This window comes from Alteromonas sp. ASW11-130 (genome assembly GCF_026183735.1).
Taxonomy (GTDB): domain Bacteria; phylum Pseudomonadota; class Gammaproteobacteria; order Enterobacterales; family Alteromonadaceae; genus Alteromonas.
In genome coordinates this window covers 15,822-29,952 of sequence record NZ_JAPFRE010000016.1, presented here as the reverse complement: position 1 = coordinate 29,952, position 14,131 = coordinate 15,822, and the positions used below count along the sequence as shown (strand labels likewise).

Annotated in this window: 9 protein-coding genes; 6 read left to right on the top strand and 3 right to left on the bottom strand. The window is 43.6% G+C overall.

Annotated features, from left to right (window positions below):
* Positions 1-230: 230 nt before the first annotated feature.
* Positions 231-2,624 carry a TonB-dependent receptor gene (locus OPS28_RS05245; RefSeq protein ID WP_265608407.1) on the bottom strand — a complete coding sequence of 798 codons (2,394 nt, stop codon included), beginning with the start codon at positions 2,622-2,624 and terminating at the stop codon, positions 231-233.
* Between the two features lie 385 nt (positions 2,625-3,009).
* Between OPS28_RS05245 and OPS28_RS05240 the strand changes: the two genes are divergently transcribed.
* The 5 genes from OPS28_RS05240 (at position 3,010) to OPS28_RS05220 (ending at position 8,890) form a co-directional block, all read left to right on the top strand.
* Positions 3,010-4,041 carry a Fe(3+) ABC transporter substrate-binding protein gene (locus OPS28_RS05240; protein ID WP_265608406.1) on the top strand — a complete coding sequence of 344 codons (1,032 nt, stop codon included), beginning with the start codon at positions 3,010-3,012 and terminating at the stop codon, positions 4,039-4,041.
* Between the two features lie 42 nt (positions 4,042-4,083).
* Positions 4,084-5,757, top strand: coding sequence for an ABC transporter permease (locus tag OPS28_RS05235; RefSeq protein WP_442863969.1), 1,674 nt, complete (start codon positions 4,084-4,086; stop codon positions 5,755-5,757).
* Between the two features lie 3 nt (positions 5,758-5,760).
* Entirely contained in the window at positions 5,761-6,807 is a 1,047-nt protein-coding gene (locus OPS28_RS05230; protein ID WP_265608405.1) for an ABC transporter ATP-binding protein, read from the top strand.
* A 137-nt stretch (positions 6,808-6,944) separates the two neighbouring features.
* Positions 6,945-7,658 carry an ABC transporter ATP-binding protein gene (locus OPS28_RS05225; RefSeq protein ID WP_265608404.1) on the top strand — a complete coding sequence of 238 codons (714 nt, stop codon included), beginning with the start codon at positions 6,945-6,947 and terminating at the stop codon, positions 7,656-7,658.
* Positions 7,652-8,890: an ABC transporter permease gene (locus OPS28_RS05220; protein WP_265608403.1), complete on the top strand. Its 1,239-nt coding sequence runs from the start codon at positions 7,652-7,654 to the stop codon at positions 8,888-8,890. The genes OPS28_RS05225 and OPS28_RS05220 overlap by 7 nt, the downstream gene beginning before the upstream one ends.
* A gap of 18 nt (positions 8,891-8,908) precedes the next feature.
* Here OPS28_RS05220 and OPS28_RS05215 read toward each other — a convergent pair whose 3' ends face one another.
* Positions 8,909-9,097: a DUF3185 family protein gene (locus OPS28_RS05215; protein WP_265608402.1), complete on the bottom strand. Its 189-nt coding sequence runs from the start codon at positions 9,095-9,097 to the stop codon at positions 8,909-8,911.
* 431 nt (positions 9,098-9,528) lie between these two features.
* On the opposite strand from OPS28_RS05215, the gene OPS28_RS05210 reads away from it, so the two are divergent.
* Complete coding sequence (locus OPS28_RS05210) at positions 9,529-11,124, top strand: hypothetical protein (protein WP_265608401.1); 1,596 nt, start codon at positions 9,529-9,531, stop codon at positions 11,122-11,124.
* A gap of 525 nt (positions 11,125-11,649) precedes the next feature.
* Here the strand turns inward: OPS28_RS05210 and OPS28_RS05205 are convergent.
* Positions 11,650-13,716, bottom strand: coding sequence for a glycoside hydrolase family 97 protein (locus tag OPS28_RS05205; RefSeq protein WP_265608400.1), 2,067 nt, complete (start codon positions 13,714-13,716; stop codon positions 11,650-11,652).
* Between the last annotated feature and the right edge of the window lie 415 nt (positions 13,717-14,131).

Here is a 14,131-nt window from a genome sequence, read left to right as displayed (position 1 = left end):
GAGCAAAATGATGGGCAGTTCGCACTCAATCAGTGTAGCCATACAACTCTATACCGCACCTTGAATGGCTAGGCAGGTTTGTTCTCACACTTATACCTGCTCGCCTCTACCCTGATTCGATTAATAATCGGTAACCGGTTAGCAGGGAGATACTTAAACCGGTTTCGGTTAAACGAAATCAAAATCCTGTTCATTGTTTAGAATTTTTTTAGGTAACGTTAGCCAAAAAATTAGAAATAACCTCGGATCCCCAGTGCGATACTTCGTCCAGGTCGCGGGGCGACATCTTTCAGAAATGACGTATGAACGCGCGCTTCTGTATCAGTCAAATTGCTTCCTTTCAGATATACCACAACATCTTGACCCCCTAATGGCATGTTGTATGAAATGCTGGCATCTAACATGGTATAACCATCGGTTACCGTTTCTTCCAATGTGATCCTATCTTGTTGCTCGTAGCGGGTAATATCCAAATGGGCAGTAAACTGTTCGTCTTGATAACTAAACTGTGACCCCAAACGTAATGGGGGGGTTCGTGGAAGGTCGCCCCCGTCTTGAAGCCGCGCTCGAACATAGTCGGCAAAAATCGTGGTTTTAAAGGTATCTGTAGCCTGCCACGCCATTTGCGCTTCGAAACCGTGTAAAATAACGTCATCGGTTCTAAATATAAACACAGGAAGTTCGTCTGCATGCTCATCAATACTATGTTCTTCCCCTTCTTCATGCCCCCCTTCAGCGAACAATCCCGTATTTGACTGATAAAAATAATTATCTACTTGATTGTAGAACGCATTAAATACAAAGCCGATTTGCCCTTGCTTTTTTCGCAAAGCTAAATCAATGTTGTTTGCCACTTCAAGCTCTGTATCTTCTCTAGACCTCTCAATATGCGTTTCGCCTTCATCTTCATGTGTTTGGAATAATGCGCCAATCTCATAACTGCCCGACGCTATGTGAGGGCCAAAAGATAGAAGTTCAGCAGTAGATGGAGCGCGCTCAGAACGAGAAACAGAAAGTTCTACGTTATAACCCGGAGTGAAGTCCCAGACGAGTCCGGCTGAAAGGGATATAGGTGTGAAATCTTTCTTAAAAGCAAAACTCGCCGTATCGTGCAATTCCTCTTCATGTTCAGTTTCATGCATTTTTTCATCGATTCCATGTAATTGGACTTCCGGAAGCAACACCTTATCAGCATCCAAAGTGACCCTTTCAATTCTGCCACCCAGTTGTAATAAAAACGCCCCTAAATGCCGCTCTTCCATAAGGGCTAACGCAATAGTTTCTTCAGTTGAAGGTGGTGTAAAAGCTTCTTCCCCCAGCGCAGCAGTATCACTGGCTTTAAGGTGGAAACTGACGCCTCCATTCCATTCGCCGAACTGATTATGCATAAGATCAACTTTTAATTCTTGTGTGTCACTTTTAAAGGTTGTCCCCACTTCCCCATTCTCGATTTCCGAATGCTCGTAATTGGTAAACCCGCTTCGTAAGTTAATCCGCTTTAGCCAATTACCGTTGACCTCAAATTCACCCAATATCTGCACGCGGGTTTGCGTTAAATCGGCAAAAACTCTTTCTTCTTCACCATGGTCATCCTCTGCTTCGTCGTCATGTCCATGACCCGGTATGCCGTATTCACGATTAAATTGTTCCGCTGATAAACCGATAAATCCTTTATCCAACAAGTAACTGGTTCCTAGGGTGACCCCCTCTGATTGTTCATTACTGTTTTCAACGACAAATTTATGTTCGTCATCTTTCACATCATCCAGATCGGGCGCGATAGGTGTTTCATAATCGTCAGATTCACGCCAGTAACCGTCTGCATAAAACGCAATTGACTCCACTCCCGTCGTTACATTAAATGAAGCCAGTTTTTGATTGTTAACTGAGTCTCCTTCCAGCAACCATTCGCCCCGCGTGGTTTTGTCGGTTGGAACACGTCCATCTACAACATTAACCACTCCCCCGATGGCACCACTTCCGTAAAATAGCGTGGCCGGGCCGCGAAGTACTTCAATTTGTTGAGCGGTAGAAGCCTCAGACGCTACCGCATGATCTGGCCCTACTCTGGATACATCACCGACATCGAGTCCGTTTTGGGCAATCATTACTCTGGGCCCACTTAAACCACGGATTATGGGTGTACTGGCAACATTTGCGTGAAAGGAAGTCTGCACTCCCGGCAATGTTTCAAGGGTATCGCCTAATGTCGCTGATTGTTGTCTGCGTAGCGTCTCGCCCCCTAATACACTAACGGGGGAGGCTGATTCCATTACAGACATATGGACTGGAGTAGCCACAACGTCGATTACTTCAATAGGCGAACGTTCAAGGGTAAAGGTAAGCTGCTTGCGCTGAGTTCCAATTATTGCGATATCAGCATGGTGATGGGCGAAACCCGCTGCCGTAACATGTAACTCTTGTATACCGGTTGAAACTTGAGGCAACACGAAATAGCCATTGCTATCCGATTTGGTTACTAGATCAGTGCCTTCGACCCGGATGTTGGCATCTGCTACAGCATTACCGTCTGCGTTTTTAATCGTCCCTTCTATTGACTGAGCCACCACACTTAAAGGAAATAACGTACCTATAATTGCCGCAATCTTTGTAATTCTACTCATTTTCTCACTACCGCAATGTTATACCATATCATTACCGCAAGATGTTATAATGTAACAAGTTCGGATTCAACAGGTAAAATAGACAAAGTTCTTATTACTCCCCCCCTTCCTCAGTTCACCCCAGAGCATTCACCTCAATATCAGTACCACGCAAATTACTTTTATTCTTTTGCAATAATATGAGTGTACTTAACGGCGCCGCTTCTTCGCTTTCCACGCACCAAGGGGAGAAAGGTGCGGGAACGTCAGATTGAGCAAAATCCGGGCAATTCAAAACGCGCTATGAACGTCCCATATTGACATTACCTGTGATACTGCTATTGAGAATAGTTATCAATAAGAATACACTTAGCTTCACTCTACAGATGAAGGATTTTATTCGGGTATGCTCTCACTTAAGAAACGTCTAATTTCAATAACAGTCGCCTTAGCGACTACTCTCACTTTTGCTATCCCAGTTAGTGCTGACGAAGTCAATGTTTACTCCGCACGAAAAGAAGCACTAATCAAGCCTTTGTTAGACAAGTTCACAACTGAAACAGGCATCGAAGTGAATTTGGTAACCGGTGGTGCCGATGCACTAATTAGCCGTATGAGCAATGAAGGTAAATATAGTCCGGCTGATGTGTTGATCACTACAGATGTTGGCCGTTTAGTGAGAGCAAAACAGCAAGGTTTAACTCAGGCTGTGGATTCAAGTGTGCTTTCACACGCTATTCCCGCCCAGCTTCGCGATAAAGATAAGCATTGGTTTTCATTAACTATGCGAGCGCGCCCTATTATGTATTCTCCTGAACGTGTTGACGCAGATAAGCTATCTACTATGGAAGCGTTAACTCAACCAGAGTGGAAAGGACGCATTTGTATTCGCTCTTCTTCGAACATTTACAACCAGTCGATGATCGCGTCTATGATTCAGCAAAAAGGTGAGGCTGACACGTTGAGCTGGGCTGAAGGATTGGTGAAGAACTTTGCTCGTCCACCGAAAGGTGGCGATCGTGACCAGATAAAGGCTGTGGTTTCAGGACAGTGCGATATCGCCATCGCGAACACCTATTATTTGGCAGGTATGCTTAACAGTGCTGATGTTACTCAGAAAAAAATTGCGTCGCAAGTTAAGGTTTTCTGGCCAAATCAAAATGGTCGAGGCGCACATATTAATGTCTCAGGTGCAGCTGTGGCAAAACACGCCCCTAATAGTAACAATGCCGTAAAACTACTTGAGTACATGGTGCGAGAAGACGCGCAAGCTTGGTACGCAGAAACAAATCATGAATATCCTGTACGGGATGGGGTAGAATGGAGCGACACATTAAAGCAATTTGGTACATTTACAGCTGAAGACATTACACTGCATCGCGTTGGTGAGCTTAATGCTGATGCTGTTAAAGTAATGGATAAAGCGGGCTGGAAATAACCTTTGCGTCTTTCCTACCGTTAACAGGAAACTTTTAGTAAATTGAGTCAGTCGTTTAGTCTCACTATAAAATCATCAATACGCGCCCTGCTGGATCCCTGGCAGGGCGCGCTGTTATTCTTAGGTGGCGTACTCAGTCTGCCCGTAGTAGTTATATTTGCGAGCTGGATTGCGCCGCAATTCGCACTTTGGCAGCACTTAATTGATACGGTGTTACAAGACTATGTAACTAATTCATTGCTACTTGCTTGCGGCGTGGGTATAGGCAGTTTATTGATAGGCACGACTATCGCTTACCTGATCAGTCGATATGACTTTACCGGACGAAAGCTTTTTCGCTGGTTAGCCTTGTTACCCCTAGCCATGCCTGCTTACATTATTGCCTATACCTACACGGGAATTCTTGATTTCAGCGGGCCAGTTCAGACTATTCTACGTGATACTTTCGACTGGGGTTATGGCGATTACTATTTCCCCGACATTCGCTCATTATGGGGCGCTATAATCGTAATGTCTCTGGTGCTTTACCCTTATGTCTATATGTTAGCGCGAACGGCATTTAGCGAACAGCCTGCAAGCTTGGTTGAAGCCAGTCAGATAATGGGGATCAGTAAAGTCGGGTTTTTAACTCGGGTATCTCTACCCCTTGCTCGTCCCGCCTTGTTCACGGGTACTGCCTTGGCAATGATGGAAGCACTCGCAGACTACGGAACGGTGCAGTACTTTGGCGTTTCCACGTTTACCACCGGCATTTTCAGAACCTGGTTTGGTCTGGGAAACGGCATCGCTGCAGCGCAACTTAGTTCACTGCTGTGCACGTTCGTTTTGGTTGTTCTATTGTTCGAAAAATGGTCTCGCAGACATATAAAATACTATCATCAAGGACAAAACCATAAGGTACAAAAACGCAAACAATTAAAGGGGGCCAGCGCTGTCTTGGTCTTTATCCTATGCCTACTCCCCCCTTTATTTGGTTTTATCGTCCCAATTATTCAATTGGTTTATTGGACGTTATTAACCTTACAACAAAATTTTGATTCGCAGTTTATTTTACTGATCGTCAACTCATTCAGCTTAGCATTAACTGCGGCTGTTATTGTCGTGGTGTTAGCCCTTCTGTTCGCTTATTCCCGGCGTATAAAAAACAGTAAAATGATAAACTCGCTTGGACAAACTGTGTCATTAGGCTATGCGATCCCAGGTACCGTTATCGCAGTGGGTGTATTAGTTCCGTTAAGCTGGGCAGATAAAATAGCTAACCACTTTTCGGAACGGTGGTTTGACAGCAGCGTTGGCCTTATTTTTTCTGGTACGCTATTTGCGCTTCTATTGGCATACAGTATTCGTTTCCTTTCTGTCGCATTACATAACATAGAGGCTGGACTTAGCCGAATTACCCCGAACATGGACAACGCCGCGCGCTCGCTAGGCGCATCGCCTGCTCGCGTATTGCAACAAATTCATATCCCCCTTTTAAAAACCAGTGTGTTAAGTGCGGCTTTGCTGGTATTCGTCGATGTATTGAAGGAATTACCCGCCACATTAATTTTGCGCCCCTTCAACTTTAATACGCTTGCAGTAAGAAGTTTCGAATTAGCTTCTGATGAAAGATTAGTCGATGCGGCGACACCCGCTTTAGCTATTGTTCTAGTAGGATTGCTGCCAGTTATACTCATCACTCATGCTATTGATAAAACAATCAAAGGAAAGTCCTGATAAATGCTGAACTTGCATAACATTGATATCCGATACGGAAACTTCCTAGCAGTAGACGGGGTTAATATTACGCTGAACAATGGCGAAATTGGATGTTTATTAGGGCCTTCTGGCTGTGGTAAGACATCAATATTAAGAGCGATAGCGGGTTTTGAGTCAATCAGTAAAGGGCAAATTAAGTTACGTAATGAAATAGTCAGTAGGCCAAACCATTTGGTCGCGCCAGAAAAGAGACATATATCGGTAGTCTTTCAGGATTTCGCCCTCTTCCCCCACTTGTCGGTCACCGAAAATATTGCCTTTGCGCTGCACAAGTGGAAAAAAGCGGACCGCGAAAAAAGAATTAGCGAAGTACTGAATTTGGTGGGGCTATCGCATACAGCGACGCGTTTCCCACATGAGTTATCAGGCGGTCAACAGCAACGAGTCGCGCTAGCGCGCGCGTTAGCCCCAAAGCCTGATTTACTGCTAATGGACGAGCCTTTTTCAAGCCTTGATGCTGAACTTCGTGAGGAGTTAGCAAAAGATATTCGTACAATACTAAAACGCGAAAATACCAGTGCATTGGTAGTCACCCACGATCAATACGAAGCGTTTGCCATAGCAGATATTATTGGCGTACTCAGTGAAGGCCAGTTGCATCAATGGGACGACGCCTATGCACTTTATCATAAGCCTGTTTCGCGATTTGTAGCTGACTTTGTGGGCAGTGGCGTTTTTTTAAAAAGCATGATCAATGATGATGGCAATATCCATTGCTGTTTAGGAAAAGTTAATGTCGACCCTGCCCGCTTGAACGGCTTCAAAGTGGGACAGGAAATTGAATTACTGATCCGTCCTGACGATATAGAATACGATGAATCCAGCGATACCATTGCGACAGTGGTGCGACGTTCGTTCAGAGGGGCACACATCATGTACGAATTAGCGGTGCCCGGCTCGAAGCAGACTATTTTGTGTCTAGCTCCCAGTCATAACGATCATGCCGTGGGCGAATCATTTGGAATCAAATTAGATTTAGCACATTTGGTTATGTTCGCGAAAAACTGAGAAAACCCGTATTTTTAGCTATTTAAAGGGGATAACGGGCGACGATCTATTTTCTGTTAACACTCCCGACCCGACATGCTATAACATTTCGCAAGCGAATTATTTTTGGATAGTAATTACGTAGTGGCCCTTTTTAGATGAATTCTGACACGACACGCATAGTAGAAAAAACGGCAATTCACGTTGAAAACGTGCTTCATCAATACCGTAACGGTGACGACAACGGTATGTTTATAGCTGAATGGCGTGTAGACCGTGGCCAACAGATCTTTCTACACGGTGAGTCTGGCTCTGGTAAAACCACATTGCTTAACTTGCTTGCAGGCGTATTGACTCCAGATAAAGGCGAAATACAAATATTGGGGAAGCCATTCTCAACGTTAAAAGCTCACACCCGGGATAAATTCAGAGCGGATCATATCGGTGTCGTTTTTCAGCAATTTAATTTAATTCCCTACCTTAGCGTGCTGAAAAATATCCAACTGGCGAATCATTTTTCTTCCACGCATCTTAACAATGTTGAAGACCTGGCGACGGATTACCTTCAAAAACTAAACCTTCCCCCGAATATCCTTTTTCAACCTGCAAACGCAATCAGTATCGGGCAACAACAACGGGTGGCCATAGCCAGAGCATTAATCAATCAACCCGAACTTTTATTGGTAGATGAACCCACCTCAGCCCTTGACGTGGCCGCCAAAGATGCATTCATGGCTATCTTGACGGAAATCTGTCAGGAAGCAGGAACAACGTTAGTCTTCGTGAGCCACGATATGCATTTGAAACAGTTTTTCCCAACCAGTGTGGAAATAACTGAGCTGGTCTCAACCAAGGAGAATCAGCTATGCTAATGTCGCTGGCCTGGAATAGCCTTAAAAGCAGAAAAAAGTCAGTTATCCTTACTTTTCTTTCCCTCGTCATCAGCATTAGTGTGCTGCTAAGTGTTGAGCATATTCGCCTACAGGCAAAAGAGAGCTTTAACCGCACAATTTCCGATGTAGACCTAATCGTGGGCGCGCCCAGTGGCCAGTTAAATTTATTACTTTATTCTGTTTTCAGAATGGGCAGCCCCACTAATAATATTAACTTTGAAAGTTATAAAGTTCTTAAAAATAACCCTCACGTGGAATGGGCAATTCCTCTTTCTCTGGGCGACTCGCATCATGGCTTTCGGGTACTAGGAACTAATGATCAATACTTTACCCACTTTAAATATGGCAACAAAACAGCGTTGACCTTTTCACATGGTGAGCCATTTCAAAGCGTGTTTGAGGCAGTAATCGGGGCCGATGTAGCCAAACAACTCAATTATAAGGTAGGTGATGAAGTTGTCATTGCGCACGGTACGGGCTCTACCAGCTTTACCCACCACGACGATTCCCCCTTTACGATAAGCGGTGTACTGAATCCTACCGGTACGCCCGTAGACAAAACTGTTCACGTTAGCTTACAAGCAATTGAAGCCATTCACCTTCACCCCTTGCATCCTACTGGACAGGTGAAGGAGCACCTGGCTGAAGAAGAGTTAATACCCGATAGCGTGACAGCTATCATGCTTGGTCTGAAATCAAAATTTGCGATTTTCAAACTTCAACGTGAAGTCAATAACAATAAAAACGATAAGCTTATGGCCATTTTGCCAGGGGTCGCACTTAATGAACTGTGGCAGATGATGGGAACCATTGAAAATTTATTAAGGATTATAAGTATATTAATTTTGATATCGTCGCTATTTGGTTTATCAACCATGTTGCTAGCCTCTATGCAACAACGACAAAATGAAATTGCAGTCTTGCGCGTGCTGGGGGCTGGGCCTCATGTGATATTTTCGTTAGTTCTTATTGAAGCTTTGATTTTAGTAGTGTTAGCGATTATCGCTGCTACAGGCATGATCAGCGTCACTATTGGCTTGCTAAGCGACTGGCTGGCAGCGCAGTTTGGCTTGTTTTTATCTGCCAACCTTTTGCAAGTGGAGGTTATACAGGTTTATGTTGTAATAGTAATCGCATCGATTGTCACGTCCGCGCTGCCTGCTTACGATGCCTATAAAAGCGCTCTACATTCGACCTTGTCAGCGAGATAGGACTGCTACCCCCTTGTACTATTTGACTTTAAAAAGACCCAATAAAAAGCAGATGCCGCCACCGACCATACCAGCCCAGGCTTCCCAGGGCGTTTCTCCATCCAGCGCCCGCCTAAACTGCGCACTCGCCGAATCATAAATATCGTAGCCCCACCATGCCAAAGCCACACCAACGACTATCAATACGATACCAATTACTCGATTCATTTTATGACCTTGTTTAGTTTAACTATCTGTTCTTTAGACAATGATTCATAGGCACCTTTGTGTCTACATTGTGGGTGCCTGTGCTCAAGTATGCACCCCTCACACGTCGATAGTAAAGAATACCAAACCCACTATGCGAAATACGAACCGCCAACAGATTTCAGTCCACCCGATGTGAGATTTACCCTGCGTTTTATTAGGTGTAGCACTTATGAAGCACCTCTGGGCATGAAAGGCAGTTAACGGTCGCGAACAAAAACTAAGAATTGGCATATCGCGTATGCAATGAAGGGGGTTGACCCAATATACCCCTTTAAGAGGCCAGTGTAATTCAACCCACTATTGTCGGCACTATTGCAAAAGCAAGATCGCGATGTTAATTTTAGCTACTCTTCGTTTTTAATTGTAATTCACAGGGATGCTGGTGTTCGATGCTTCTGGATAGCAAATCAACCTCTAGCTCAACTTCAGTAGCTGAAGAACGCTTATCAAATATTCCTACAATGGTAAGTGAGATTTCCCGCAAAATTTCTGATTTCATGCGCAGGTATCGTGCACTCGTTGAAAATGCACAGGCTTTTTTTGAAATATATCAGGAAGAATATCAAACCCTTTCAGCCCTTAAGGATAGAATTAAAAAACTTCAGGACCAAACAGATCGTATTGATAAATACCGTAAAGACACTGGCCGATATCCTACGATAAAGGGACAACCTTCAGCCCAGCGCTATCTTGCCAGAATAGTTGCCAAGCAGAGCAAATTAGAAGATGAATGTCGCGAGTTAGAAAATAAAATCAATAGTGCCAGAAATAATCGGTATGAATGTCTTGATCACCTTACCGATGAAATCTTAGACCTTTTAGACGGGCATCAAATATTTAGCCAGTTTTTGGGCACCATTGCTTTATCTACTCCTTCACCAGAAGATAAAGTTCGTTATATACGGAATGAAAAATATAAACCCATTTATATAGCTGCTCTGGCTATCGCTTTGTTTGATGAAGTGAAATTTAAAAAATCGTTTAAATCAACGTTTTTAAAACAAAGGTTAGAACACATTTTCCCGCCACAAAGCAAAATGAGTTTAATGGCAAGCAAGGGCGATACAAAAGTAAGTTTAGATATATTCCGCAAACCAATGGAAGCGGAAACCAAACTGGCGTACCGCGAAAAAATTCTTAAACCGTTAGCAAAAGTCGCCTTGTTACAATCTATTGGTATGCATAGCCCACAGACAAAAGCGTTGTTAGGAGATGATAGCTATCGGCTTTTAGAGCAAACGGAGCGAAAACAGCTTACGACTCTTATCGATAAGAAAACCAAAGATTATATTAAGCTTGGAATTGGGGTCCCTATCGTTCGCTATTTATCCCCTGAAGAAAAAGAGAAATTTGAAAAAGAGGAAAAGAGTCAGCTTAATTTTATGTTAGATGTGCTGACATCGCTAAAAGAAAACAATGGTGAATTAGGTGATTTACTGCGCATACCCATGACGTATGCCTCTTTCGTTTTGTCGACCAAAAAAGAATACGACTATAGAGATATCTACCGGGTATACGGCATATTAGAAGAAGGGATGTATCGCAAAACGTACGACCCAGACTATGTGCAATGTTTTCTAAAAATGGTGGGGAGGTTTCCCCTTGGTGCTGGGATCTATTTCGTTTCAGAAGATTCGGGCGAAATTGAGCGGGCGATCGTCTCCTCTCTTTACCCTCAGCACGTCGATGAACCCATTTGCAAGCAAATTACGCGACGACAAATTCAGTTTTTAAGTCGAAAAGAACTCATTATAAGTAAACAGAGCAACTTCTTTTTCGAAGTAAGCAGAGAAGAAAGTCATTACGAAAAAGATTATCTGGATGCGCGATATAACAATGAATTTACTTGGAATGCCGCTGAATTATGGGAATTTCAAATTCCAGCTATTGAATTCTGGAAACGAGACGGCATCCGTAAACGAAATGCAAGATTTAACCCTGAGTCCTACAATGCTGTTGCGTCTGATTCAACCAGGTCGGGTTGACTCTGGTTACAGGTTTGGTCAGTAGCCTATACCCATTCACAAAGAGATTCATATAAACAAAAAGCGTATTTTTCTGTAGATATTCATATGTTGAAATAAGACATTCACCTAAGAAAAGTAACAACAATCAACACATCAATGTCATAATCAGCTGATTTTTTTATTCAAGCTTTGAGCGGTACATGGCAGATAAATTCAAACTTAAAAAAATATCGACACGTACTTATTTATCACCCTTCTAATGGTAAGTTTTAATCTTATACGCGCGATATAATTTATATCCACGATAAATATTATAGGTGGATGGCATAGGGTTGGCTACAAAATCGAACAACGTTATCGACTTAAAAATTCACAGGGGCCGCACCCGAAGGGTGATAGAAAAATGCAGTGCGCCATATTACCTTGATATGGAGGGAGGCGTACTTCATCATCTAGATCAACCTCAACGTTATATATAAGTCGTGCCTGAATGCTTTCCTTTATACCAACTCGGCGTACCCAATAGGTCGAGTTAGTAATACATCATAATGCTTTAAAACGTACCGCAAGACCTCCAGCGGCTGCTAATCGCACGTTAAGCGTATCGGCGCGAGTCACTTTTTTCTTCTCGATTATCATGGCATATGGATTTTTTCGCCAATCGGTTTGGTGAGTGTCGCGATAGATTTGTGCTTCGTATGCCATCCCTTTTTCGAGAAAGTCTAAAGGAACAGTAATGGTTCTGGCTTCACCGTTTGTTATAGCTCCAAGATACCAGTCGCGGCCATTATATGAGCGGTGCTTTTTTTCTTTTCGCGCGACCACTACAAAGTCACCAACCTCTCCTTGCAACGCGCGCGTTTCTTCCCAGTCAGTGGGAACGTCTTTGATAAACTGAAAAGCGGCCGGCTTTGCTTCGTAATTTTCAGGAAGATCGGCGGCCATTTGAATAGGGCTGTATAGCACAACATATTCAGCCAACTGTTTAGAGAGAGTGGATATCGGCCGTCTCAACTCTTTCGTACCCACATCCATCCCGCTATTATTTCCAAGCGTATAATTAAAGTTAAAAATACCGGGAGTGAAATCCATTGGACCCGCGAGCATGCGAGTGTATGCAAGCATCGGTATGTGTTCTGCTGGATTAGGCTTAGACCATCCAGCGTTATATTCTTGACCTCGGGCGCTTTCGCGGGCAAGCCAATTAGGATAAGTGCGGCGCAAGCCCGTATCTTTAACAGACTCATGAGTATTAATAGACAATTGGTACTTAGCAGCAGTTTTCACATTATTAATAAAGTGGTTCACAGCTGGCTGACTATCGGTGAACTCATAGCGCATTACGCCGTTTTCATCCACCACTTTAAGGTTTTGACCATAGCTGACATAGCCTGTTTTAATTTGTTCTACGCCGTGTTTTTGATAAAGCGCAAATCCGCTTTCCATTTGCTTTTCATAATTAGTGATGCCACCCGAGGTTTCATGATGACCAATAAGCTTTACCCCTATTTTCTTGCCGTGTTCAGTCACCTTTTTTATATCAAAATCAGGGTAGCTTTTGGTAAACGAAAAAATCTCGGAATTGGCTATCCAATTACCGTCCCATCCTTCATTCCAGCCTTCAACCAATACACCATCGAAGCCGTGTTTCGCAGCAAAATTCATGTACCTTATCGTTCTTTCGGTGGTTGCGCCATGCTTTTCCCCCGCGCCCCAACTAAACTTACCGATATGCATGCCCCACCAAATGCCTATATATTTCCCAGGATTGACCCAATCGACTTCACCCAATTTGTTAGGTTCATTTAGATTCAGTGCAATATAACTATTGATTAAATCTACTGCCTCATTACCTATAGTGATTGTGCGCCAAGGCGTGTGGAAACTACCTGACTTATGTACCAGTGTACCGTCTGAACGCGGCGCTAGCTTGGCTTCCAGCTTACCTCTTTCGAGGAAATGTAGACTCATGCCGGCGTAATCCACTAATGCCGCCTCATGTATCGCCACATGCGTGCCGGTTTCATATTTTACGGTAAAAGGTGTGTGCGCCAGGCCAACCTCATTCAGCGCTGTTTCACGGTAAAGGTATTCGTAACGTTGTTGAGATTGCCCAGGGATCCAATACGCTGTGGCGCGTTGTGAGTCAGCTAAGTGAAATTGTGTCAGCTCCCGCGTAATCGCGACATCGCCTGCGTCTGGCATTTCGTATCGAAAACCCACGCCATCGTCGAATACTCGCGCTCGAACAGAAAAGTGGCGATTGGCATCGTTGATTTGCGTAAATTTCACTACCAACTCGTTGTAATGGTTACGGATAATTCTTTGCTCACCCCATGGCTGTTTCCACTTATCGTCATTGCTATGTCGAGATATTTCTTCAACTTTGAAGTGATGGTATAAGGGCTGAGCTTGTTCGAAAGTAAACCCTAATTTACTCGGCAAAATAAGGTCACTTCCGTGGTATTCAACCGAATACTGCGCTTCCTGATTAGCGTCAGAAAAAGTGAAAGTAATCCTTTTGTCGGGTGACGAAACGGAAATGTGAGTTGCATGTACCGATGAAATAGCGAAACAAATTAACCCCATAACGTGAAAGAATGAACGCATTGACCGCACTACCCCGTGTTGTTCACAAAGGCCAAAGCGTAGCAATACAAACGGGAAAATAAAAACCTTTTATTAACGCGTGCCGACCATTCTTCTGCCCCCGGCCAATGTTAGAGGTGAAATGGTTAATGCGGCTTCTTATGTATTATAAATACTTTTTTGGTCTATACCGATGATGGCGTAGTTATCTTGATAAGTCCCCACTCGCCGATATATCACTTTCGCCCATGCGAAAAACTTACCTCCTGCTACCAAATACGATAAGAGAATTCTGTGACGGCATTATTCACCTGGCCGAAGATAGCAGCTTCATTAAAGTGCGTATTCCAATAACGTTTGTGCACAGCACGAATCACCCTATTAATATTACTTAAGCCAACAAAAAAACTAAATTGTAGTAGCGATTAACCTACGC

Excerpts from the sequence above, each read along its gene's own strand:
- OPS28_RS05245 (WP_265608407.1), bottom strand. The coding sequence starts at position 2,624 with ATGAGTAGAATTACAAAGATTGCGGCAATTATAGGTACGTTATTTCCT.
- OPS28_RS05240 (WP_265608406.1), top strand. The coding sequence starts at position 3,010 with ATGCTCTCACTTAAGAAACGTCTAATTTCAATAACAGTCGCCTTAGCG.
- OPS28_RS05230 (WP_265608405.1), top strand. The coding sequence starts at position 5,761 with ATGCTGAACTTGCATAACATTGATATCCGATACGGAAACTTCCTAGCA.
- OPS28_RS05225 (WP_265608404.1), top strand. The coding sequence starts at position 6,945 with ATGAATTCTGACACGACACGCATAGTAGAAAAAACGGCAATTCACGTT.
- OPS28_RS05220 (WP_265608403.1), top strand. The coding sequence starts at position 7,652 with ATGCTAATGTCGCTGGCCTGGAATAGCCTTAAAAGCAGAAAAAAGTCA.
- OPS28_RS05215 (WP_265608402.1), bottom strand. The coding sequence starts at position 9,097 with ATGAATCGAGTAATTGGTATCGTATTGATAGTCGTTGGTGTGGCTTTG.
- OPS28_RS05210 (WP_265608401.1), top strand. The coding sequence starts at position 9,529 with ATGCTTCTGGATAGCAAATCAACCTCTAGCTCAACTTCAGTAGCTGAA.
- OPS28_RS05205 (WP_265608400.1), bottom strand. The coding sequence starts at position 13,716 with ATGCGTTCATTCTTTCACGTTATGGGGTTAATTTGTTTCGCTATTTCA.